Source organism: Tenacibaculum sp. AWR4_210 (assembly GCF_056160945.1).
The window spans coordinates 78,570-104,101 of the sequence record NZ_JBSWYF010000010.1 but is presented as its reverse complement, the minus strand read 5'-3'; the positions used below and the strand labels follow the sequence as shown (position 1 = coordinate 104,101).

The window sequence follows — 25,532 nt, the reverse complement described above, 5'->3', positions numbered from 1 at the left end:
TATGTGGACAATTTTAAAGAATGAAAGTTGGGCCCTAAGCCGTAACAAAGCACTTTGGGCAGTGAGTATTGGATTTGTACTTGTCCTGTGCAGTGCGTTGTATTTAGGAGCGGCGCAAATGGCGCAAGAACGAGCGTCTTTTGAACAAGCCAAAGCCCATGTTCGTGGACAATGGGAAGCCTTAAAAGAAATGAATCCTCATGGGGCAGCTCATTTCGGAACCTTTGTGTTTAAACCGAGTAATGCCTTGAGTAGTTTGGACGAGGGGGTACATAGTGTCCTCGGAAATGTCATTCGTGTTGAAGGTCATGTTCAGAATGAAATGGTTCATTCTGAAGCCTCACAAATGATGGCAGCTTCTAAGTTTGGCAAGTTAAAAAGTGCGCTATTACTACAGTATGTATTACCCTTATTACTGATTTTTTTAGCATTTCACAGTATTAGTAGTGAAAAGCAAAGCGGACGTCTTAAGCTATTATTACTTCAAGGAGCAAGCCCTAGGGCATTGGTCCTGGCAAAAACCCTGGTAGTTTGGCTATATGGAGTTTTGCTGTTGCTGTTAGTTATGCTTGCGTATACCTTGCTAAATTATCAGGAATTGACCTTAGAAATTTTGGGAAGAGGGGCCTTGTTTTTTGCGAGTTATACCTTGTATTATTTTGTGTTAAGCGGACTTGGTGTATACAGTTCGTTGAAGTGGCAAAATGCAACAGTGGCGTTGACATCTCTTCTGGGAATATGGATGATTTGGACGTTGTTTATGCCTAGTATTGCGATGAGCATTGTCGATAAACTGAACCCCTTACCCAGCAGAGCAGCTTTTCAAACAGCGATGAAAACAGATAGAGCCAAAGGAATTGATGGTCATAATCCATCAGATGCACGAGGACTTGAATTGAAACAACGCGTATTAAAGCAATACGGGGTCGATTCCATAGCACAGCTTCCCATTAACTTTGATGGGCTGCGAATGCAAGCTGATGAAGAGTACGGAAACAAGGTATGGGATAAACACTTTGGGAATTTGAGAAAAGTACAAGCCAGACAGAAACACAATTACCAGTGGATGGGGGTCTTAAATCCCTTTCTTTCTTTGCAAAATGCGAGTATGGGAGTTGTCGGAAGCGACAATTTACATCACCAAGAGTTTTTGTTACAAGTTGAGCACTATCGCCGAAAACTCATCAAAGCCTTGAATGATGAACACGCTTATGGTGGTTCTAAATCAGGTGATTGGGGATGGAAGGCAAGTAATGCCTTTTATAAAAGTATAGAAGACTTTAAATACGAACCAACGACTTTTTCGTCTGTTTGGAATTACTATAAAAGCGATTTAGGTTTTCTGTGTTTTTGGTCTATTGGAATTCTAGTATTACTCCTTAGAGGAGCCAAAAAAATGCAAGTAATATGAGTGGGGTAAAGATATTTTTATTTGAATGGAAGCACTTTGTGAAAAATCCATTTAAAATAGTGGCAGTACTGTTGTTTGTTATTGCTGGGCTTTACGGATTGCATAATGGAGCGAGTCTGTTTCAGGAGCAACAAGGAGAGATTAATGATATTCAGGCTAAAGCGGATCAAGCAAGAGCTGAAATTATTGCTTATTACGACGCTGGCAAGAAAGGTCCTCAAGAACGTCCTTGGGTCGATGTGACAAATCCCTATTGGGCCATTTGGTACACCTCAGTATACGCATTTAAATCTCCTTCACCAGCCATGGTATACAGCATAGGACAGGCAGAGCAATTTGGGTATTATAAAAGAGTGAGTTTTAGAAGTAGTCCTTACGATTCGGATATGGCAGAGGAAATCGCAAACCCAGAGCGTTTGCAGGCCGGAACTCTAGATTTTGCCTTTGTATTACTCTACCTTTTACCGGTAGTGTTGCTTGTATTGACTTATAATTTAAAAAGTTACGAAAGTGAACAAGGTTTTTGGTCATTAGTAGTAGTACAACATACGTCTCATTATAATTGGTTATTATCTAGGTTTGCGTTTTACGTACTAGTCACTAGCAGCGTTGTACTGCTACTTTTTATCTACGGAGGCTTCTTGACAGGAGTGTTCAGTTTGGTTCCTGATGCTGCAATGAAGTTCTTCGGAATGAGTATGCTCTATTTGATGCTTTGGGCGAGTGTATTTTTTGTGATCGTTGCAAAAGGACGTCGAATCTTAAGCAATAGTTTATTGATGATCGGGGTGTATTTATTGTTGTGTTTTATTGTCCCAGGGGCAGTACATCAGCAGTTGAGTGTTGAAAAACCACGCAATTTAATGACGGATTATATCGATGCGACACGTGATAAAAAATCAGCGCTTTACGAAAAATCTTCGGAAGAGTTGAGCTCGGCGCTGTATCGACAATTCCCATCCTTGGCGACAACTCCTGTAGCTAAAGACTCTGTAAAGTCAAAGCGATTATTACGAAGAGCACTGGTTGGGTTAACCAATGAAGTGATGAAGGAGAGTATGCAACCTTTTGAGCGAGAAAGCGAAGAGAAAAATCAATTGATAGCTGGTAGTTTTTGGTACAATCCAGTAGGTTTTTTCCAGAATAGCTTTAACGAACAATCAAAAACTCATTATGTCAATTACAAGGCATATAGAGAAACCATTCAATCAGCAATTGATTTACAAATTAAGGTATTGTTAAAAGAACTTTATAACGATGTAGAAGTAACTAAAAAACAATATCAAGACTATCTTAAGCAATTTAATCATGATTCATAAACTAACCAAGAAATCAGATTCTTTAGGGGTAATGGCTGGCGGACTTTGCCTAGTTCATTGTATAGTAACCCCCTTATTATTTTTAATTCAACCAATGGCAAATTCAAGTGATGGCGCTTTTAGCTGGTGGAAAAGTATGGATTATATTTTTCTGTTAATTTCATTGATTGCCGTATTTAATTCTGCTAAATCAACGCCGAAAGCATGGGTGAAAATTGGGCTTTGGACCGCTTGGCTCGCACTGACTGCCGCAGTGATTAATGAAAAGTTAGCCTACTTTGAATGGACGGAGTTTGCAGTCTATATTCCTGCCTTGAGTTTGGTGGTTTTACACATCTACAATAGCAGGTATTGTACCTGTGGAGGTGCAGCTTGTCAGTCAAATACTAAGTAATAAAGGAGTCAGATATGGATAAAGAACAGTTTGAAAATATAGGAGATAATCATATTGGTACCAATGTAGAGACGCCTTTAAGACCAGATGCTTTTGAGAAGTCAGACAGCGAAAAAATAGAAGCTATCCAAGGGCATTTTGCTAAAATTATGGAAGAGTTAGGGCTGGATCTAACCGATGATAGCTTATCAGGTACTCCGTATCGGGTAGCAAAAATGTATGTCAAAGAATTATTCTATGGGCTCAACCCCATGAACAAACCAAAAGCTTCGACTTTTGAAAACAAATATGGGTACCACCGAATGCTCATTGAACGTGATATCAATATCGATTCGGCCTGTGAACATCATTTTTTGCCAATAATTGGAAAAGCACATGTGGGTTACGTTCCTAAAGAACGAGTTATAGGCTTGTCAAAAATAAACAGGTTGGTTGACTACTACGCGCACCGTCCTCAGGTTCAGGAGCGCTTGTGTCTTCAAATACTAAAAGACTTACAGGAGTTATTGCATACGGATGATGTGATTGTCGTGGTTGAGGCGGCACATCTCTGTGTTTCTTCCAGAGGTATAAAAGATAAAAATAGTACTACGATAACCATAGAATACGGAGGCTGTTTTGCCGACGATGCGAAACGCAAAGAATTTCTGGACCAGGTTATAAAAGCATAAAACATAAATATTGGGGAGTTATTTTCAATAAGGCAGATGAGGTATGGGAACTGAATCTGCCTTACTCTTTTGTAACCAATACATCCAAGAAAAGACATAGTTCATCATTAGAATATACATTCACCGACATTGTATAGAAACCTCCCTTTTTTGTTTTGAGAAAGTACGATTTTACTTAAAACAAGCGTTTTGCAATGTTATGTCCCTACATTATTTTGTAACCAGCATATTCAAGAAAAGGCATAGTTCATCATTAGAATATACATTCAGAACTATTATACGACAATGCCTTTTTGATGTTTTGAAAAAGTACGATTTTATTTATAACAATTATTTTGCAATGTTATGTCCCTACTTTATTTGGTAACCAGTACATTCAAGAATAGGCATAGTTCATCATTAGAATATACATTCGCTACTATTATACAATAATGCCTTTTTAACGTTTTTAGAAAGTACGATTTTATTCATAACAAGTATTTTACAATGTTATGTCCCTACTTTATTTTGTAACCGGTGCATTCAAGAATGGGCATAGTTTATCATTAGAATATACATTCGCTACTATTATACAATAATGCCTTTTTAACGTTTTGAAAAGTACTATTTTACTTAAAACCAGTATTTTGCAATGTTTTAACCCTACTTTATTTTGTAACCAGTAACATTCAAGAATGGGCATAGTTTATCATTAGAATATACATTCGCTACTATTATACAATAATGCCTTTTTAACGTTTTGAAAAAAGTACGATTTTATTTATAACAAGTATTTTGCAATGTTATGTCCCTACATTATTTTGTAACCAGCAAATTCAAGAAAAGACATAGTTTATCATTAGAATATACATTCGCTACTATTATACGACAATGCCTTTTTGATGTTTTGATAAAGTACAATTTTACTTGAAAACAAGTCTTTTGTGAGGTTATGATTCTACTTTTTTTGTAATTAATGCATTCAAAAAAAGACACAGTTCATTATTAGAATATACATTCACTGACATTGTATGAAAATCTTTTTTTTGTTTTGAGAAAGTACAATTTTACTTGAAAACAAGCCTTTTACAAAGTTATGTCCCTACTTTATTTTGTAACCGGTGCATTCAAGAATAGACATAGTTCATCATTGGTTTTTATATGCATTGACTCGCAACCTTACCTTCGTTATCTATGGTAAAATTGTTTGCATTTTTACGGAGCGCTGTTGAGCAGGGGCTGTTAAATAAGGCATCGGTCGTTTTGCGATAAAACGATCGATGCCAAGGGGAAAGGAATAAATACAACAATTAATAGACTGATTTGATGATTTTTTTGGTACCCAAATGACGCTCGTCTCTATCTATAATTTTGATAAAGTAGACACCAGGGGCTAAGTTCGAAAAGTCAATTGTTGATTTTTTTTCTGAGGAGCTGAACTGTTGTAAAAGTTTACCGTCCAATCCGAATATTTCTAGGCGATAATGACTAAGTTTACTGGTAATATGCCCAATGCCAGCAGAAGGGTTCGGAAATATTTTAAATGGAGGAGCGTCGTTAACATCCGATGTGCTCAAGGAGGTCGTAGCTACTTTACCACCGATAAGCACTGGGGTACGTATGGCTGTATTGGGAGTTATAGCCCCTAAAAAAGACTTATTGAAAGCGGCCTTTAATTCACTATTTGTTTTGTCTACATAATTGGCATCAACACAAGCTGCTCGATCGCTAAAGGCGCAGGCATTTCCGTTTGTGCCTGAGTTTAGAGGTGTGTAATTGGCATCTTGTTCGTCAAAATAGGCACGAACATTGCTAAATTCTCCGAAATTAAAGGTTACTTCCTGAGGTGCGAAGAAAAACAGAGGGTCTAGCTTGGCTCCACTAATCATAGGGAAGCCCTTTCCAGGGACCTCGTCATAAATGAGTTCTGCGTCCATTACTATGTTGTTGTTAGCATTTTGAAAGGAGATATTGCCTGTGAGAAGAACGGACGATTTTGTTGGTTTCTCTGATAGCATACCAATTCCGAAACCATCGTTTTCATTGCTCAAGTGTTTAGAAGGACAACCTATAAAAATATCAATTCCAGAATTGTTAAACTTACCACCATCAACGGTTACCTGACCATTTTTAGGAAGTACTAGGCCTATAGATTTTCCTGAAAAGCCCTCTATTGTATTATTGCGCAGTGTCCAACGGTGGGTGTTTTGAAAATAGTCCAAGTCCATACCAATGACTTCAGGTTCGTCATGTACGTAATTGGGGTTTGGGTTGGTACCGTAATTCTCGATTCCAGTTCTTCCACCATAGCCCACAACTCTTGAATTCTGAATAGTGATATTGGCGCTTGTGGTAGTTTCAAACCCTACTTTACCAATATTCCATAGTTGAGTACCATCTAAAACCAAATCTAGCTGATCTTTATAATCATCAGGTAAATCATTCATCCAACTATTGGGGTCGGTAACAGTAGGGTCTGTTTTTCTGTGGAGTTCAGTATGAACATAGTAAGTTTGAACGCCTCGAGCGAAATTGTAGGCGATGTTATTTTTAAAGGGCCTGGGTTGTAGGTACCAAATATCCAGTACAAAATTCGGATATTTTTCTTTCCATTTCTTTAAAGAGGCGTGTTGTTTTGGAAATTCTGCTGCCGGAACATGGGCATCAATACTACCCCTAGCAGCACCTAATTTTTTCTCAATTAAACCATCTAGCCAATACACATAAGCATGTCCGGTAGCACCAGAAACAACATTCCCTTCTACAGTCACTCCTGTGCTGTGCAGCCAAAAGCCATCTCCTTGCCATGCGAAATCTTGACGGTGTTCTCTGATATCGGCGAGTGAAGATGTGGGGCCTCCAGACATATATGAGTCTCTTGGTCTCGGAGCAATCATAATCGGATTTTCTGGATTAATGGTACGTATCGCAATGTTTTTAATAAATGAACCCGTTTCATTTCCAGCTTCCGTATTAAAGGCTCCTCCTACCACATTGTAGCTTACGTTTTTAATAAAATGTACACGAGCAGAGTGATTTACATAGGCCCAGCCTGGATCTGAATTTACAACACAGCCCTCGACATGTGCAGGGGTTGGCAGTGGGAAAATCGGCTTGGCAGGAAAAACACTGGTGTCTAGTCCTCCCCGATGGAAGTGAATTGAATAGCGTCCTCTGGGGTTTTTACCACCATCGGTTAATGCTTTACCGGTGTTTGCAGCGGCGTTTAAGTCGGTAAAATCCCAATCGTCTACAAGAATTGATTTATCGGTTCTACCCAAATTATGAGTACTCATATATCGTAAATCTACTCGTAAATTGTGCATAAACATCAGGTGCCCACGAGGTTTTCGATAAGCACCACTGATCGAGGTAACAGAAGGATTTTCTGAAGATACCACAATGTTCCTAGTTAAATTAGCTATGTGTACTTCCAAGCTGGGAGCTTCTTTTGGAGGACGATGATCGCGTTGTAAACTAGGTGAAAAGCTAATTTTCGGACCGTTTATTTCCGTAATCGTTACCACTTCATCGCTGGCAATTTCATCTGTTTTCTGAATGGATGCATTCGTAATAGGAGTGGTACCAGCAATGACGAGTTTGTCACCTACTTTCCATCCGCTTGGAATTCCATTGACTTGAAGTTGTCCTTCTCCTTTTAGGACGGGGTGGGCGAGTGTTAACCAAGAAGTTTTAGCGCTTCCGTGCATGGTTGTCGGTCCCATTAAAATAGCTCCTGGAGCAAAACGATCAGGGTCTAAAGCAACCGTAGTACCTCCGCGTTCTGCGAATACCAGGCTAGCTTTATTATTAACTTCAATAGGAGATCCAATTTTTCCTATTTCCAGTACGCCATTAATGGCGCTGTAAAGGTATTCAGTCCTTAGTTCCGTTGAGCTACCCGTGGCAAAGCTTAAGGTTGCGCCATTATCGATGACTACTGATTTGAATTCTTCGCTAATCTTACTGGCGATAGTAACCTGAATCCCATTTGGGATTAAAACGCGGTCATCGTTTTTTGGAAGTAAGCCTCCCCAGGTATTCGGAGAAGACCATAGACCAGAACTTTGGGCACTAATTGTAGGAGTACCGGCAACAGAACGTGCACGCTGAGCATAAGACGTCGTTCTCAAAAACATTAAAATGACCACAGTAAAGACTGTAATGCGTAAAATAGGTGGTTTGTACAATTTCATAATAAGGGGGTTTTAGTAAATATTAGCTGATAACAGAAATAATCAATGGTTTAAGCAAAAATCTAAACTATGTTTTAAGGGTTAGAATTTTAAACGTTTTAATTTGTTTTTTGTTGAAAAACAGGCGTTTCAAAACGTTTCATCCCCAATATTTGTTCATGGAAATAGTATTTTAGCACCATACAACACAAATTATGAAACTAGTTATAAAGAAGCCACTTTTAGTAATAGTATGGCTTTGGTTCATTGGAAATAGTGGTTTTTCTCAACAGCTTACTTCCGAAGAAAACCTTTTACTCCAGATAGAAAATGCCTTAGAGCTCAGTGAAGCTCGCGAGTTGCTCCAAGCAGATGTGGAAACGCTACGACAAATTGTTGTGCAGAGTGAAAAACAAAACAGTGATCAGGCTTTTATCATTGCTCAAAAATGGTTGGGAGCACACTATTTGTATCAAAGAGATTTTACGAAAGCAGTGTTGCATTACCAATTAGCCTTGCAGCGATTAAGAAAGTTTCCCGAGATGCTAAAACAGCGATTTATAGTTGAAACGGGGATTACCAATGCATATATTTCCCTGGGTCGCTTTAAAGAGGCAGAAGGTCTGCAAAATAGATGGTTAGCTTTTTTGGAAAATTATCATAGTACCAATACTAAAGATTCTTTGTTTGTGATGAATTCGATTAAAACGGTCTATGTTAATAAAGGAATAATGTCTTTGCAAAGAGGAGCAGTAGATGAGGGGATTGCATTGATCACTGATGGATTGCGTAAAATAGATGACAATGTATTCCTTTCGCAGGCAGCGTATCAGGAAGTAAAACGCATTGCTATTTTTAATTTGGGAACAGCCTATTTGATGAAGGGAAATGGCAAGGCCGCTCGCCCCTATATCGTCCAATTTCTGCAGTATGTTTTAAAGAAAGGGAATGATCCTAAAGCCTTGGCGAAGAGCTATGGTAATTTGGCATATTGCGATTATCTTTTAAAGGATTTTACCACTGCCTATAAACACTATGCGAAGAGCTTAGAAATTTCAGAAAAACACGGATTTGCTCAGGTGAGCATGATTACCTATCAAGATTTATCTGCTACTTATAAGACAGAAGGAAAATGGAAAGAAGCAATGGAAAGTTTGGCAAAATATCAAGGTATTAAAGATTCTTTGCAGGGACTTGCCGTTCAGAAAAATATAAATAAGTTACGTGAAAAATTTAAGGCTGAACAAAAAGAGCAAGAGATACAGCAATTATCTCAAGAGCGAGCAAATGCCATACAGCGCCAATGGTTATTGGTTATCGGACTGTGCTTACTCGTATTGGTACTAATTTTAGGGGTAGCCTTTTTTTTAATTAAGGGAAAAATGAGGAAAAAAGAAGCCCAATTACAGGCGTTGAAAATAAAAAACCTGCATGCTGAATTGAGTTTTAAAAAGCAAGATGTAACCCGAATGGCCCTTGAGATATGTAAAAAGCAAGACTTAGCGAATCAATTGTCACATAGAGTAAAAGAATTTGAGAAATTTGTGAGTACTGAGGCCAGATTGGAGTGGAGAGCCTTGGGGGCATTTATTCAGAGTCAATTACTACCGAAGGAAGAAGAGAAAATTTTCTATAAAAATATAGAGGCAATAAATCAGTCATTTTACGCTCGATTAAAATCAGAATATCCGCAATTGAGCCAGGCAGACAGAGAATTGTGTAGCTATATTCGTCTCGGCTTGTCAAACAAGGAAATAGCGACCTTTCGACACGTATCCCTCGAGGCGATTCGGTCAAGTCAGTTTCGACTTCGTAAAAAATTAGGAGTAGAGACTAAAGAAGAGGTACATGAGTTGCTATCTTCTTTCTGATAAAATTGCAATTTTTAAAATTATTACGAGTGACTTCTGTCGTGAGTGGTAATCCCTATATTTGACCTGTACAACAGTTTAAAAAGTAAGCCATTGACTTACTAAGAGTAAGTCAATGGCTTACTGTATTCAAAAAGAATGGACTATTTTTGTCCGCGAAAACTGACCAAACCTATTTGAATATGAGTATTTTAAAAATAACTTTAGCACTGATACTATTATTGACAACCGTGTTTAGCTGTAGTTAATTGAAAATAGTAAGACTGTTAGGGTGCTTGACGATGGTATTGAGTTGTAGTAGTACCCGCCAAATTCAAGAGCAAACATTCAATTGCACTCAAACCAAGATTAATATTCCAAGAGTGGTTCATACGGCCAATGCTAAACTGCATTATCCGTTTATGCACATTAATGGTTTTAAAAATTGTGAGGTACTGCCTACAAAGAACCTGAAGACTGCCGATGGAAGTTGGGCCCACAAGGCCCGATTCAATGCTACCTATGCAGCATCCTATACAGGGAAAGTTTTATTCGAACGTTTTGGGATATGGACTGTAACCATCCGCTTTAAAGGCTATCATCGGCCTGTTTTGGTATGGAGAGATCTTAAATTATTTGAAGACAGTCATCAAAAGTTTAGCGTCTATGCGTTTGGACATGAGGATTCTAACGGGCGGTACAAAAAAAATGAGCTGTTTACCATCTATTCAGAGGTGGCGGTAATAACAGATCGAGGTGACGATGCTTTGCATAAAAGATCCCCATTCAGGAAAAAAATCTTGACATATTTTTTTGATGGGATTGCGAAAATTAATGATTGTAATAAGTTTTATGCGTATTATTGGGACCTGAAGTAATTATAATCACTAAAGGGTTTTTGTGGAAGACATGAAGGATGGACAAAGAACCAGCTATTGCGTATCGATCTTTACGTGAAAACTGGTGAAAATGCAGTCTAAATGCACAATCCATTGATCAGTGAAATGAGAAGTAAGAGGAATAGTATGGAAGAATTTAAAGATTTTGAAGAGACTAAAAAAGAGACGAATTTTAAGAAATGGTCGTTTAAGTTATTGGTGTATGTCATCATCATCAATTTGGTCATAGCCTATTTGGTAGCCAGATTTATGCCGTTGATTCACAATGTAGAAACGTTTAATTCACGACTACTTATACTAGGAATAGTAGCAAACGTATTATGGCTTATTGGCTTAGTGTTAATGATCCTTTCAGTTGTCAAGAAAGAGACTAAAAATTATCAATATTATTTTTCAGTATTGGGATATCCATTGTATATCATATTTACCATGAGTAGTACCTTGCTATAAACAAAGACAAATAAAAAAGCGAACCTAGGTCCGCTTTTTTCATTTTTAGATACCGTTTGCCCAATCACACCTACATGAGTAGGGTAAGTATTTAAAACAATAGTTAGGACAGTAAATTTCTCTGCCATTACCTCCTTGAATTGTTTGTTGGGTGTTTTTGTCTAATACTTTTCCTAATGCTGAAATAGTAGTCTTCATAAATACAATGTTTGGTTGTTTGCAAAATCGTTTATAAAATCCACTAATTCTATTTTTTTTCTGTACTTAAAGTAAGGTTTTTTGATAAAAGAACCCCTCCGGAGAGGGGTGGTTACTACTCGATTTTTCGAGTAAACTTAAAAACTAACGATGGCGATAGTGCCATTATTGGTAGATACTGAGTACAACAGTACCTACAACTTGTAAAACGGTTCCAAGACTAATCAAGGCAATGCCGTAACGAGAAGTTGAATTAAGTGATTTTGAAACACCCACTGAGTGTGATAATCCCGTGTTTTCGGGGAGTCGACTACTCGGAGCACCGTAGTAGAATAACAAACAGATCCCGATACAATTTATAAGCAATCCTGCAATGGTAAATAACATAATTTGAGTTGTTTTGAATCGTAGTATAAATTTACGATACCACTTAGGTATAATGAATCTAAATAATGTCAAAATGAAGTAGTTGTCAGCGCTAGTAAAAGGGAAGAGTCAGTTCGTAACTGAATAGATTTGAGTAAGATAGTATTGGTATTATTTTACTTCTATATTGTAGGATATTACCCTGTTTGTGGTCTTGAGCAGTATGAGGTAGGGAGAATTCGCTTTGTAATGTTTAAGAATAATACCGTAGATCTCACTTTAGTGGAGAACAAAGCATTACTACAAAAAGGCTATATTTTTTAACGAGACTCTGAGGACACCTGATGGTGTATAATCGCATCCTACCTAATCATTAGCGTTGCATCCCTACCATGCAATAATATTGACCTACACGAGAATAAGCTACACAGGAGTCATTTTCCAAAACTACAGTTTGAATCTACACCTTTTGCTTTTGAAACTATGAATAACTCTGATTAATCTTAGTTAAATTTATGAAAGAAATTACGTTTAAAAATCGAAAAGGCACGGCGTTAGTTCAGCAAGTGTCGAATACTTTGCCTGATAAGTTAATGGAAACTGTCAATGCAATGGAGCGCATTTCTCGCTGCAATTTTGTGATTAAAAACCCTCATCAGAGAAGATTAGTGTACGTGTCAAAGAATACTGATTTATTAGGAGGAAAAACTGCAGAAGAAATTAAAAAGTTGGGACATTCCGGTTTTCAAAATTTGGTGGCAGAAAAAGATCGTGGGTTGTTACAGTTATTTTCGACCAAAGGCCATGAATTTTTTTATGCGAGAATCCCCCTTATTGATCGTATGAAATATACTGCAACAGCCGATTTTCACATTAGCAATGATGCAGGAGGTGATCAACTGATCAACATGACCTTAACACCTTTGGCATTGACTAAAACAGGGGAGATTTCCTTAACACTCATAAAATTTCAAGCGTCGAGTTCTGGAACCGTTGGTAATATAAGACTTCTAAATGAAGAAACTCGAAAAGGCTACTTCTATGATCAATACCTCGATCGGTGGTTTACCTTGGAAAAAGAACACTTGACTGCCAAAGAGCGTCAAATATTATATATGGCGTCTCGAGGATTCAATTTAAAACGCATCGGAGAAGCCTTGTACATTTCAACGCATACCGTCAAGTTCCACCGACAAAAAATATTTGAAAAATTAGCGGTGGGAACTATCGTAGCCGCAGTGACGAAATCCTATCAATTGGGCTTATTGTAAGAGCTTCCTGAACGGAAGTGTATCAAATAAAACTACTATTCGTAGTGTACTGGTTGCTGTACGCTAAAAGTTTGTTAAGGTTTAATAACGGTATAAAGAGAACATTATGAAAGAAATAGCCTTTAAAAATAATTGGGAATTAGAAGAACTTCCACTGCATACAGAACAGGATTTATCAGAAGAGTTTTTAGATTCTATCCGAGCCATGGAACGCGTTTTTGGCGCTAATTTTATCATAGAGCGCCCTCATAAACGAACCCTAGTATACGTGTCTAACAATATTTATCTACTGGGAGGAAAAACGTCTGAAGAGATTAGAGAAAGTGGTTATACTGGATTCTTGGAGTTATTGGGAACCTGTGATAAGGAATTGTTACAAGTGTTTTCCGTTAAAGGACTCGAGTACATATATACGAGAGTACCAGTCGATGAACGATTGCACTTAACAGCTTCTGTAGATGTCAAGTTACAGGGAGTGAATGGTGCATTTAACATGGTTCATATGGTACTTACGCCCCTCGAATTAGCGAAAGATGGCCGAATAGAAATGGCTTTGATGAGGTTTCATCCATCGAGTTCTGCCGTCTCTGGAAATATTCAAATTATGAATGAGCTTACCGGTAAAGGAGTTGTTTTTGACAATTCTAGAAAACAGTGGTTGCCCTTTGCTAGAATTGAATTGACCGCTAGAGAAAAACAAATTCTGTATTTAGCAGCTCGTGGCCTTAACCTTAAACAGTTAGGAGAAAATATGCATATCACGAGTCATACGGTAAAGTTTCACCGACAAAAAATATTTGAAAAGCTGGAGGTGAGTACAATTGTAGAAGCCGTTGCCAAAGCTACTCAGCAAGGGTTAATTTAGCTTAAAAACTAGCCCATGGGCTAGTGGTTGATTGTGAATGAAGAATTATTTTTACTTTTTGAATAGCTAGCTAAAGCTTTTTTATAAAAAGAAATTACCGCTTTTTACTTGTCGGTACTAATCTTTAAGATAGTAGAGGGCAGTGAGGTAATGAGTGGATTAGTTTCCTTAATAGGAGGAATGCTGATCGTTTAATCCTCACAAAATACTATGAATTTAGTAGTCCTAGACTAGAGGTGAAAAAGTTTTGGCGTTTGTGAAAAATCGGGTCTCTGTGTTATTGTTTTTGTCTGATAAAGTAGTAACAAACCCTTCCAAGAAGCCTGTGTATTTTATAAATGATTGATGAATCCCAGTTTTGATGTTTCGAAAAAGGAACGAAAACTGGGATCAGTCGTTTTATGTCCTATTCTTAACAACCTCAGAATTCAGAGCGCAGGGACTTTTCTGTTAAAATTTAGAGTGTATGACCGTTTCATTTCTTTAGCATCTCTTCGTCGTTTCAAGAGAAAAGTCATGGAGGACATGAGTTGATTTGCAATCAATCGGAGTAAAAACTAGCCCTTGGGCTAGTGGCTATCTATTTCTCTTACTGTACTTTTACTTCAGAAATAGTTAAAATTTATGAATCCCTTGAATAGTAGTGTTGAATACCTGTAAGGTTAGTTTTCCCTCAAATGAGGTGTGCCTAAGTCACAATGTTCACAGCGTGAGTACCTGCGAAAGTTTGTAATTTAAATGGAATTGCTTTCGAGATTAAAAATGTGAAATTGTCCGCAGTGCTTTTGAGTTTTATTGTCGATTGGGCATGCCTTGTTTTTTAAGCATTACCGCTTTAATACCTTGATTTATGAAATGAGACGCTTCATAAAAATCTACCTGGAGCCGTAAGAATTTCATGCTTTACAATGATTTATGATCAATGTTTTCAGAACTGATCGAGCGAGTTTTTTACTCGCTGGAGTGGAAACCTATTGCCTGATTTCTCCAGAAGTGCTGGAGTTGAAAGCCTTGTAAGTCGAGAATAGTGAGCTATAGCAGCTACTTATGATACCTGTAAAACCTAAATAAACAAATAAACAAATGAACAAAAAAGCAATGTACACCTGTGGAGCATTACTGCTTCTTTCCTGCACTCAAATGCTCGGACAAAGAGATGACGTAAATAACTGGCGAGTTGAAAAAACAGGAAGCTTTGAAACTAGACGCTTTTTGAGCAGTTCCCATCAACGATTTAGTCAATCTGGTCGTTTTGAAATACATGTAGATACCAACGGAGGCGGTGGAGCCACTGATGAGTTTAGAGTGTCGTCAGGAAGAGATCGAGCTAATATTTTAACGGTGAATCCTGTGGATACCAAGGTCAAATCTACAAATTTCAGCTTTGACGGAACGGGACGCTTTCGTTTAAATCTCGATAATAATGGCAATAGTACTACCGTTGATGATTTTCAAATTTATCAAGGAGCAAGTGGAGGTTCTCAGATCGTAAAACTAAATAAAAGTCAGATGAGCTTTACTACAGATCACTTCAGCTTTAAGGGAGCTAATAGCTTTTTCTTACACATTGATGCGAATAAGAACAATGCGAGTAATGATGTCTTTGCTGTCTATTATGGCAATGATGTGGCAAAACAGTTATTCCGTGTAGCGCGAGACGAAGTTCGTGTAAAAACTCCAAAGCTCATAGCGAACAATGTAAGGTTTAATGACGTTGATGCGAGTTATATAGTAGCCCGTTCTGTTCGCCTAAGCGTGTCGTCATTTCCAGATTATGTATTTAGTGATACCTATACCTTACCAACCTTAACGGAAGTGGAATCGTTTATTAAGAAAAATAAACACTTGCCTAAAATGCCTTCAGAGAAAGAAGTGCTTGCTAAAGGAATGGATTTGAAGCAAATCAATACGCTCTTGGTTGAAAAAGTGGAGGAGTTGACCTTGTATACCATAGCGCAAGATAAGGAGTTAAAGGATCAAAAAAGAGTGTTGGAGGCTTTGAGTCAGCAGCTTAAAGAACTTCAAGAAGTGGTGAAAGCTTTAAAAAAATAGGAAGGAATGAGAAAAAACTGGAATATTTTTTTAATCTGCTTGGGTTTCGTAGTAGGAGGCCAAGCACAAACTCCAGCTACGACTACTGCGTCTTTTCAGTTTATTAAAGAAGGGGGTGGTGGTAAGAAAGTAGCCTTGATTCACAATTTAGATACCCATAAAGCCGAATTCCATACATACAGTTTAGAACGCAGTTTGTTCACGGAAGGATATTTATTCGAGTTTTTATTAACCGAGGTACCGGGTAAAAAAGGAATGCACTACGTCATGGCGAGTAAAAGTCCTGACCTGTTATTGACCCATGATACAAGTACTGGAGAACTAAAATTCGAAAAACCTACTAGCGGTGAATTACAAAAGTATTATTGGAGGTTGCTTTTAAACGATCCTGATGATCCCCGAAAACTAGTACTAGAATTCGTGGAAAAGGAAGGTTTTGTCGTTGCACAGGAAGGCACTAAGGCCGTACTGAAAAAGCTGCCAAAGGGATTTGAAGCTAGCAAAACGCTCAGCTTAAAAGTAGAAAAACTCGAGAATCGATTATAAATTTTGAGGAATGAAATTACAGTTTATAAAGTATAAATTAGTACTGCTATACGCCTTTTTTTTAGGGAGTATAGCCGTGCAAGCACAAGAACATCCCCCTGTATTTATATTGACAGGGGCTCATGAGTACAATTCTCATTTCAATACCGGAACGAAGTTGACGGATCAACTGATAAATACGGGAGAACAAGGTAAGGCTACAGTTGAGTTTTGGTTGATGAAGGCTGATGGAAGAACGGTACCAGAAGACGGATATTGGCGCTTTTCAAATTTAAAGCTAGGAGCAAATCGATTCCGTATTATGGGAACCGATAAGCGAATGTTTATCAATATTGCCGGTACACAAACAGAACTAACCTTAGGAAAGCAAGAGCGCTTTTGGAATAATGCCTGGCATCATATTGCATTGGCAATTGATCAAAAGAGACAGCGAATGGCGATTTATGTAGATGGAGAGCTGATTAAAAATTTAAGCTACCCTGCTAATTTTTCACCACAGCTATTGTATTTCAGCGCCATTGCTGGTGATCGTGTTTCCATGGCTGAGTTTAGAGCTTGGAATCGCTTGCGAACACCTGCTGAAATAAAAAGAGAACGCTTTGTAACCATCGCTAATGAGAGCATATCAAATTTAAAAAATTTGAATTTAGGCGGGCTGGTGGTTGCCTATGCCGGAAATAAGCAAAAGGAAGAAAAACTCACCTACTCGCCAACGGAAAGATTATTGTGGTATAACATGCTATCGTCAGGAGTGGCTGATAAAAGTAAACCCGCGTATGGAAACGTAACGAGTAAAGTGAGATTCAGCAATAAGCAAGAAATTGAGCTCGCTCAACTGCGCACTGATACCGATCATCCAATTTACAGTTTAAAAGATGTCATGCTGAGTGCATCCATAGGTGATGCAATGAAAGGGAATACAAATTATATCGAATTAAAGTGGCCGCATATTAAAGGAGCTACTCGTTATATTATTCGCAGAAAACAAGCAAATAATCCGTTGGATAAGTTTACCACTGTAGATAGTTATGTACCGAATTCACAAGAAGGAGTTTCGAGCTATTTGAAGTATCGAAACGACCGCGGAATATTGCCGAACGAAATTTACACCTATGAAGTGGCGGCCGAAGGAGTACCAGGAAGTAAACCTGGTCAAGCCAATGGTTTTGTGTTCTCAAATGGGATTGTCAAAGGAGCCATAGCGAGTAGCGAACGCATAGCTACTGAAGGAGCATTGGTTACTGCAGCCTTATCTACAGGTGCTGTACCTGGACATAGTTTGCGATTTGAAAAAGGAGCAAGTCCCATAGTCATAGAAAACAGTACCCGTTTGAGTAGAAGTAGTGGTGCTGTGAGTATTGAATTTTGGTATCGCAATGCTAGTAATGCTACCGGAACAAATACCGTATTAAAAATTGCAGATAGTGAAGTTCGTGTAAATAACTCGACCGTAAGCTTAGTGGCAACAGCGGGAGGTGAGCAAACCTATCTCAGTGCTGCAAAACCTAATGATACGGAATGGCACCATTTTGCTTTTGTACTTACGAAGAAAGGAGGAGCCCTGTATATAGATGGAGGTAAGAAACAACCTTTAAATAAAAAGGAACCGATAGTGCCTAATGCCGTAACTAAGGTTCCATTGGTGAATGATTTAAGTAGAGATCCTGAGTTTTACTTTAATGCGAAAGCCAGTACGTCTTATGAATTTGATGAGGTACGTTTTTGGGATGTGGCAAGAACGACGGAGCAAATTTTTAACAATTACAAGTTAGTACTCGGAAATACTACGAGCACTGATTTAGCACTGTATTATCGCTTTGATTTAAACGATCCTCATGGGGTGTACAATCAAGCCTTGAGAACGGTAGGGAAATTTGCTGGAAAATCATTGACGAAGTTAAAACCAGCAGAACAACCTTTTGTATGGAAGCAAGAAAAAGGAGGTAAGAAAAAAACGCCTATTGTTTACGGTGTATACACAGACGCAAAAGGAGGGTATCGTTTTACTAGTTTAAATATTGGTAATCAGTCGGCAGGAGCAGCATCTAATGCAATTGCGTATAATATAATACCTTCTAAGCCAAACAATGAGTTTTCACCCAAATTAACAGCTAGAGATATTCCGAGAACCCTGAATCCAGCCGAGCCAAGTGCTACACTTTTTACGAATATCTCACAGTACGATATAACGGGGAAAGTTATGTATTTAGCCCAAGTGGAAGGACAGGCAAAGCCCGTTGAATTTCCAACCGTTCAGAATACTACAGTAAAATTAAACGGGAAGGTTGTAAATAGTAGTGAAAAGAATTCTTTAGTGCGCACCAACAATCAAGGTGTGTATAAAGTATCAGGCGCTCCGGGTAGATACGAAGTGAGCATTGGACAACCTCAGTTAGACAAGGCCAATTTGGGAACGGATCGCATCAGTCTCGATTTTAAATCGGATGGATATGCACAATCATTTGAAGCAGTGGAGTATGCCCGTGCTAAGCAAAACGGTTTTGTATGGTCGGGGTTTGTCAAAGCCGATGTTGTGATTGACGATAAAAAGCCTGTAGAAAGAAAAGTTCAAACGGTATTACATTGGGGGAAGTTACGCTTAGAGTTGAGGATGGAAAAACGTCCGAAGCTCGTTGTGATGCACGATGGTACTGAATTGCTGACAACGGTGATAGACAATGATGGACAGTATCGATTTTTTGCGTTGACGTATAACGGAACCACTAATAATCTCGGTTTCTTGGTAAATACAGATTATCAAAATACAAGCCTAAATATCCGAGATACTTCAGCAAAAGTTGTGTTAGGAGCTACCAAGACAGCAGCCGATTATTCAAAGTATGCACGTGCTAATATGGATATAATAGAGTACCGATCTGAGCACTATACCGTTGATGAGTTAGGAAATATCAAGAATGGTAGTGTGGTTAAAAAAGACCAACAGTCGTTGCTACTCTCATACCGTTTTGAGCATACGGAAGGAAATAGGGCCGTGAATTTAGCACCTACCTTGACGGGAAGAACAAACAATTATCTGACATTACATCAAGGGGCACAGTTCAATAATGCGAGTAGTTCTAAGTATCTCCGAAAGTTTGAGTTTGAGTATCGTGCCTATAAGGAGGGCGATGCAAAAGCACTGGTCAATCCGGCCAACGATAAGGTGTATTTATTTAATTTGCTAGAGCCAGCGCTCAACATAAACTTTGAGAATACTACCCGTCGAACGTTTGTCGGTAATATTGTCATCCCTTGTAATAATAATGTTGGAGATTGGGAAGGAATTATCGAGCGTACCGATGTGGCTTTTCCAAAGTACCAAAAGAAAATTACAGCCAGTAATTTTAATGTGGAGAAAAATATGTTTACGGTACACGATTTAGTACCGGGGCAATACAGTGTTACCCTTACCCGCAAAGGTACTGCTGATGTTATCAAGTCGGCGGTAATTGATATGAGAACGCAGAACAGCTCTTATGATTTTCTGTACAGAAATCAACTACAGGCTTCTGTTGAGTTGTACAGTCTTACCAAAAAAGAGTTTGATGAGATTGATGAGATGAAAGACCAACAAGCTCGTATCGCGGCTTTCCAAAAAGCTAAAATTACTCCGACCTGTGGAACGGGTGCTAAGGTGTATAAATTGGTAGCAGGACAATCCATTTTAGCCAAAGTAAATGTGTTTGAATCTTATTCGGGGAGTACTTGTCCAGTAGCAAATGCGACGGTAAATTTATCGGGTGATATGATCATTCGAAGAACCGAAGGACTTTCAGAGAAAACAGGGGTAAAGTCGTTCTTGACTTCTGTAGGATCACCAAATTTTAGCGGAAATTATCAGCGTAACCTTGCCTTGACGGTGAATCATAAAGGAAGGACTTTGACGACCAATGTTGCCGCTTATGTCACTGGAGCACGTAGAGGAAATCAAGATTTTACACTGCTAGATCCAACGGTAGGAATGGTGTTGTACGATCCTCCGGGAAGTAACAGTTCAGCAACCTTGAGTAGAGGAGCGAATTACAGTTTTTCTAAATCGGTTGTTGGAGGAAAAGATATCAGTACAGATACTTCGATAACCCTGGGTTCTGATATTTCAAACCAATTTGTAACCTTGGCAATTGCAGCACCTTTAGGTGTAGGAGCAGGACAGGGAATTATCTATACAGCAGTAGAGTCAGAAGCAAAATTTACAGGGAAGATTAAAGCCGGTTTTACCTACAGACATACCAGTCAAAATAGTTTGAACATGGCTTTAACACAAGAAATTAGTACTTCTGATGGAACTACCTATACAGGTGAAGATGCCGATGTTTTTGTCGGAGTTTCAAGGGTGTTGACCTTTGGTACCGGTAAAACTCTAGAGGTAGGAAACGATTGTGTTCCAAGAGTGTTAACGGATAAAAAAATTATGTCAGCAGACAATTTTACACCATTTGTTTATACACGTCAAGATATCGAAGACAATTTATTAAAAGACTTGAGAGTGTTATTGATAAAAAAACACGATGAGTTGTTCCCTCCTACAGCAGATGCCAAGAAAAAGCGTGAAAATATGGAGCGTAAGGAGATAATAGCCGGATTTAAAATTAATAAAGAGGATAAAAATATCGATAAAAAACTGCTCAATTACGTTTATCAGATTGAAAGCTGGGAAGGTATTGTAAAACGCAAGACACGTGCCGAAAAACTCGCCTATCTAACAAACAAAACGACTACTTTTGAGAATACTACTTCCGACTTGAAAACCGTCGGAAACGATCGCAAATCAAGTGTTACTCAATTGGATAATCAAATTTCGTTTAGTGGAGGTGCGAGCACCACGTATAGCCTTGAAAGATCCAAAAGTCAAGGAAGTGGTAACTCAGGAGGCGCTACCATTGGAGGTGGCAAAACCTTTAGTAAGGATTTGAATCTCGCAGGTGTTGCCTTTAGCTTACAAACAGATTTGGAAATCTCAGGGCTCATTGAAGGTAGTAGTAGTTCAGAGCATTCCAACAGTCGTGTGGATAAGTTTACCCTAGCTGATGCTGACGCAGGAGATCATTTTAGCGTTCGTATCGGTCGTGATAAAACCTATGATACGCCGTATTTCTATACGGTGGCAGGAAAGAGTATGTGTCCGTTTGAATCCGGAACTGCTTCACGAGTGGGTGTGGAGATTGCCATTGATAATAATGTGAAGTACAAAGCAGGTGATGGCGTAATTGAATACGAATTGACCTTGAGAAATACTCAAACGGCTCGTGACGATACAAAAAAGACCTATTATGTCGGAATGGTGGGGTCGTCAAATCAACGAGCACAAGTATTCCTGAACGAATCGCCTATTTTTGAGCCAACCACCGCTTCTACCATTAGTTTTGAACCTGTGAAAGGATCAGATACTGGTGTGAAAAAAGAGGTAAAGGCCATCTTAAAAATCAAACGAGGAGAAGGAGAACCGGAAACCATATCGTATAAGGATATCAAAATTAAAATATGGGCAGATTGTGAAAAAGATGATTACGAATCGTACCGTGTTGATGAATATGCTGAGATAGGTATTAAACCTGTTCACGTAATTCCGGTAACGGCACATTTTACAGGTGCTTGTGTGAATAAAATAGAAACGACGGCCCCTGGTAACAACTGGGTTGTAAATAATACGAAGAATAACAAGTTAAAATTTCGATTCCGCATTCCGGAGTTAGTGGCCAAAAAGCTCGACGATAATTTTAAGGTGGAACTTCAGTATACACTTCCTGGGAATGACGATGATGTGAAAAAGCTAAAAGTATTGTCTATGCAAGAACTCAAGGCTAATATGGATAAGGATACCGGTTTTATTACGTATTTAGCTGATATTTCTGGGCTGTCTGACGGAGCCTACCGCTTCAGAATTGCTCCGAAATGTGATGATGGTGGAGCGAATTTACCTGCAAATAGCAGTAATCCAACGACTTTTGTTAATGGAAATATCAGACGAACTGCACCGGTAGTTATTCAAACCAATCCAGTAAATGGAGGGGTGCTAACAGCAGGAGAGATTACGGCAGTATTTAACCGTGCCATTAACCCGCAAACAGCGGTCAATAGCAGTTTTTCACTTCGTGGAATTTTGGGTGGATTACCGAAAGATTTGATTGCAGCAGATTTTGATACCAAAGCTGATTTTGTAAAAGTTCCACACATACCTGAACTTTCAATTGCAGAGCGACAACCATTTACCATCGAAATGTGGTTAAAACCTAAGGCCTTACCAACGGCTGGCACTGCGACGATTTTGAAGAAGGGAACGAACTATGAGTTAGCAATTGCATCGGATGGAACTCTTGTGGTTAACAAGACAATCCGTGCAGGAAAAGCACTAAAATCGGCACAATGGACCCATGTAGCTGTAACTAGAAATACGGTCGGTGATCTGAAAATATATTATAATGGCGTTTCAGTAGGTGGCGGGCAATTACCATCGGTTACAGCGAACGATGAAGCACTTTGGATTGCCAAAGAAGAGGGCGGACAATCTTTTATCGGAAGTATTGACGAACTTAAAATTTGGACCAAAGAGCGCGAAGTTCCGGAGTTGGTAAAACACATGGACAAACAACTCGTTGGAAATGAATTGGAGTTAAAGGCGTATTTTGCCTTTGATAACAATGCCTTAAAAGGTGTTGGAGCGCGACCTGATGAAGCGATCCGAGATTATACTGGAAATGCCACAGGAACTACGGCAGCTGGATTGAGTTTTACACGAGGAGTGGGGAATGCTGCTCCGTTAGATGTAACTAAAATTGCCAAAAACGTACAGTTTCAAATTCTCGTTTCGAACGGAGATACAAAAGTACATATTAAGCCAGTGCTCGACGCTTCTTTTGTAGAGGGAGCAAAGCTGACGGCAATGGTACTCGGCAATCGTTTAGAAGATCCCTTTGGAAACAAAGTTTCGGCAAAAGCATGGTCGTTTATAGTCAACAAGAACACGATTAAATGGAGTACCAATAATGTAAGTGTTAAGCAAACCCAAGGAGTGGCATCTACGATTGATCATGTGAATTTCGACAATTCGAAGGGAGGCTCGGATATCAAATACCGCTTTAAACAAATTCCATCCTGGTTAACAATTCAAAAAAACGGTAAGAAGGTTGCACCAAATACTTTTCTGACCTTAAGAGCAGGTTTTGTAGCGTCGGATCTGAGCTTTACCGTAGCGCCGTACTTAAATCCAGGAATTCATGAAACGGATGTCTATGCCGAGGTGATTCAAACTATTGGAGAAGTTGATACTACCATCGGAATTGAATCGTTTAATCTGAAAGTAGAGGTGGCTTGTGCAACTCCTGACTTTGCCGGTGATTTTAATCAAGGATCATTTATTGGGAATATGAGCTTAAACGCGAAATTAATGATAAACGGAACCCAGTCACTGGATAGTAATGATATAGTTGCCGTATACAAAGACGGACAATATCGAGGTCAGGCAACCGTGGGAGACGATGGTCTTGTTCGATTGGCAATTTACGGAAGCGCCGTAGAAACTGGAGCATTGACCTTTAAAGTTTGGGACGCCTCAGAATGTACTGAATACAGTGGAGTGGTTGAACGATATACCTATCAAATTCGCAAGGTATTAGGAAACTTAACCCCAGTGACCTTAACTGTGGGGTCGAAACTTTCGAGAAGAATTTCCCTGTCTTCAGGGTATCAGGAAGTGAGTTTTAACCTCCGTGACAATGCGAGTGGATATGCGCTGTCATTAAGTGCGATAAAAGGTTTGGGAGCCGGAGATCAACTATATCGAGCGGACGATTTTAAGTTGCTTGCTGAAGCGGATGCTCGTGGTCGTTTGATTCGCAAGCCCGACGCTACTGATCTCTTAGACGTTCGAAAAGCGTATATTGTTAGGTTGACCTCTGCTAAAATTAAGTTTATAACGGTTGAGGGAGTAAAAGTTCCGCTTACAACTGATATTGCAATTGCTGGAGGGAATGCCCAAATGAGTATCCCGTATTATCCAAATTCGTTACAAACGATTCCGATTGCTTTGAGTTCTCTAAATGCTACCACCGTGAGTATTGGTGATCGCATAGAGCGACGTACGCTTCACGCGGTATATACGCCTGAAGGTTGGAAAGGAAGTTTAACGCATTTGACCCCGAATTTAGGGTATTTGTATACAGCGAAAAATCCAGGAGTGCTCAATTACAGTGGAATAGCCTCAAGGGCAGGAAACAGGATTCCAAATGCTGAAACTCCAAGTACTGATAAGGAACGTATATCATGGGCAAAATCACTGCAATGGCAAGTAGATGAGCAGGCATATCCGCGATTTATGTATGTGGTTGGTCAATTGGATTCAGAAGTACTTGATACAGATAAAGAGTATCTCATAGCTGCTTTTGTAGGAAAAGAAGTACGAGGAGTTGCCAAGCCCGTACGCATTGATGACCAATGGTACTATTATATCGGAATTGGAGGCGTAGCTGCTGAGGAACTGAGTTTTAAACTCTTTGATGGAGAACAAGTGGTTCCACTAGAAAATCGTATTCCTTTTAAAGTTGGTGCTAAAGGAAGTGTTGTGAACCCGTTTGTATGGCAGCATCGAGAAAAAGGCGATACCAACGAAGCGACAGCGCTGAATTTGGGATACAATTTGCTGCAAAACGAGCCAAACCCAATGAGCACCACTACGCGTATCCGATTTAGTGTTGCCAAGGCTGAATGGGTAGATCTAAGTGTTTATAATTTGCTAGGGCAAAAAGTACAAACACTGCATTCAGGAGTTGTAGAAGCAAATACCTGGCATCAAATCCAATGGAATAGTAGGGATGCGAGCGTTTCGATAAAGCCAGGAATGTACATTTACAAACTGACCACAGCAACGAAACAAATTTCGAAAAAGCTGTTAGTGAAGTAAGTAAACCAGCATTACTTGTTTATAAGTAAAGGAAAGGAGTCGCTCACGAGAGCGGCTCTTTTTTTGATGGATATATAAGGAATACTGCTTGTAGGCTTCTTTGCTATTTCCTAAATTTGAAAATGAATACAGCCCTTGTATACCAAGGGCTTTTGACTACACCATCAGAAAAGAAATAGCGGTGACTACA

General features: G+C 39.0%; 15 protein-coding genes. 12 read left to right on the top strand and 3 right to left on the bottom strand.

The window, feature by feature from the left end:
- The first annotated feature begins 1 nt into the window (after nucleotide 1).
- Genes ACXAG7_RS16860 through folE form a run of 4 tightly spaced genes read left to right on the top strand, consistent with a single transcriptional unit; the run spans nucleotide 2 to nucleotide 3,795 of the window.
- On the top strand, nucleotides 2-1,411 hold the full coding sequence (locus ACXAG7_RS16860; RefSeq protein WP_476667549.1) for a DUF3526 domain-containing protein: 1,410 nt from the start codon (nucleotides 2-4) through the stop codon (nucleotides 1,409-1,411).
- The gene (locus tag ACXAG7_RS16855; protein ID WP_476667548.1) at nucleotides 1,408-2,730 is read left to right on the top strand and encodes a hypothetical protein; all 1,323 of its coding nucleotides are present in this window, start codon (nucleotides 1,408-1,410) and stop codon (nucleotides 2,728-2,730) included. Before ACXAG7_RS16860 ends, ACXAG7_RS16855 begins: the two co-directional genes overlap by 4 nt.
- The gene (locus tag ACXAG7_RS16850) at nucleotides 2,720-3,124 is read left to right on the top strand and encodes a MerC domain-containing protein (protein ID WP_476667547.1); all 405 of its coding nucleotides are present in this window, start codon (nucleotides 2,720-2,722) and stop codon (nucleotides 3,122-3,124) included. Before ACXAG7_RS16855 ends, ACXAG7_RS16850 begins: the two co-directional genes overlap by 11 nt.
- A gap of 14 nt (nucleotides 3,125-3,138) precedes the next feature.
- A complete protein-coding gene (folE, locus tag ACXAG7_RS16845; RefSeq protein WP_476667546.1) occupies nucleotides 3,139-3,795 on the top strand; it encodes a GTP cyclohydrolase I FolE in 657 nt (218 codons plus the stop codon).
- A 1,289-nt stretch (nucleotides 3,796-5,084) separates the two neighbouring features.
- Here the strand turns inward: folE and ACXAG7_RS16840 are convergent.
- Nucleotides 5,085-7,970 (bottom strand): T9SS type A sorting domain-containing protein, encoded by a 2,886-nt coding sequence (locus ACXAG7_RS16840; RefSeq protein ID WP_476667545.1) that lies wholly within the window; start codon nucleotides 7,968-7,970, stop codon nucleotides 5,085-5,087.
- A gap of 194 nt (nucleotides 7,971-8,164) precedes the next feature.
- Between ACXAG7_RS16840 and ACXAG7_RS16835 the strand changes: the two genes are divergently transcribed.
- From ACXAG7_RS16835 to ACXAG7_RS16825, 3 genes are all read left to right on the top strand, one after another.
- Nucleotides 8,165-9,820: a tetratricopeptide repeat protein gene (locus ACXAG7_RS16835; RefSeq protein ID WP_476667544.1), complete on the top strand. Its 1,656-nt coding sequence runs from the start codon at nucleotides 8,165-8,167 to the stop codon at nucleotides 9,818-9,820.
- 248 nt (nucleotides 9,821-10,068) lie between these two features.
- On the top strand, nucleotides 10,069-10,677 hold the full coding sequence (locus ACXAG7_RS16830) for a hypothetical protein (protein WP_476667543.1): 609 nt from the start codon (nucleotides 10,069-10,071) through the stop codon (nucleotides 10,675-10,677).
- Between the two features lie 102 nt (nucleotides 10,678-10,779).
- Nucleotides 10,780-11,148, top strand: a complete 369-nt coding sequence (locus ACXAG7_RS16825) for a hypothetical protein (protein ID WP_408044718.1) — start codon at nucleotides 10,780-10,782, stop codon at nucleotides 11,146-11,148.
- Between the two features lie 45 nt (nucleotides 11,149-11,193).
- Here the strand turns inward: ACXAG7_RS16825 and ACXAG7_RS16820 are convergent, their stop codons facing one another.
- Together ACXAG7_RS16820 and ACXAG7_RS16815 are read right to left on the bottom strand one after the other, a co-directional pair.
- Nucleotides 11,194-11,346: a hypothetical protein gene (locus ACXAG7_RS16820; protein WP_476667542.1), complete on the bottom strand. Its 153-nt coding sequence runs from the start codon at nucleotides 11,344-11,346 to the stop codon at nucleotides 11,194-11,196.
- 165 nt (nucleotides 11,347-11,511) lie between these two features.
- Entirely contained in the window at nucleotides 11,512-11,733 is a 222-nt protein-coding gene (locus ACXAG7_RS16815; RefSeq protein ID WP_408044716.1) for a hypothetical protein, read from the bottom strand.
- A gap of 494 nt (nucleotides 11,734-12,227) precedes the next feature.
- On the opposite strand from ACXAG7_RS16815, the gene ACXAG7_RS16810 reads away from it, so the two are divergent.
- The 5 genes from ACXAG7_RS16810 to ACXAG7_RS16790 all read left to right on the top strand — a co-directional run bounded on the left by ACXAG7_RS16810 (nucleotide 12,228) and on the right by ACXAG7_RS16790 (nucleotide 25,342).
- Nucleotides 12,228-12,983 (top strand): response regulator transcription factor, encoded by a 756-nt coding sequence (locus ACXAG7_RS16810; protein ID WP_408044715.1) that lies wholly within the window; start codon nucleotides 12,228-12,230, stop codon nucleotides 12,981-12,983.
- A 106-nt stretch (nucleotides 12,984-13,089) separates the two neighbouring features.
- Nucleotides 13,090-13,848 (top strand): response regulator transcription factor, encoded by a 759-nt coding sequence (locus tag ACXAG7_RS16805; RefSeq protein WP_476667541.1) that lies wholly within the window; start codon nucleotides 13,090-13,092, stop codon nucleotides 13,846-13,848.
- A gap of 1,083 nt (nucleotides 13,849-14,931) precedes the next feature.
- The gene (locus ACXAG7_RS16800; protein ID WP_476667540.1) at nucleotides 14,932-15,900 is read left to right on the top strand and encodes a hypothetical protein; all 969 of its coding nucleotides are present in this window, start codon (nucleotides 14,932-14,934) and stop codon (nucleotides 15,898-15,900) included.
- Between the two features lie 6 nt (nucleotides 15,901-15,906).
- A complete protein-coding gene (locus tag ACXAG7_RS16795; protein WP_476667539.1) occupies nucleotides 15,907-16,446 on the top strand; it encodes a hypothetical protein in 540 nt (179 codons plus the stop codon).
- 10 nt (nucleotides 16,447-16,456) lie between these two features.
- Nucleotides 16,457-25,342 (top strand): LamG-like jellyroll fold domain-containing protein, encoded by an 8,886-nt coding sequence (locus ACXAG7_RS16790; protein WP_476667538.1) that lies wholly within the window; start codon nucleotides 16,457-16,459, stop codon nucleotides 25,340-25,342.
- The last annotated feature ends 190 nt before the right edge of the window (nucleotides 25,343-25,532 follow it).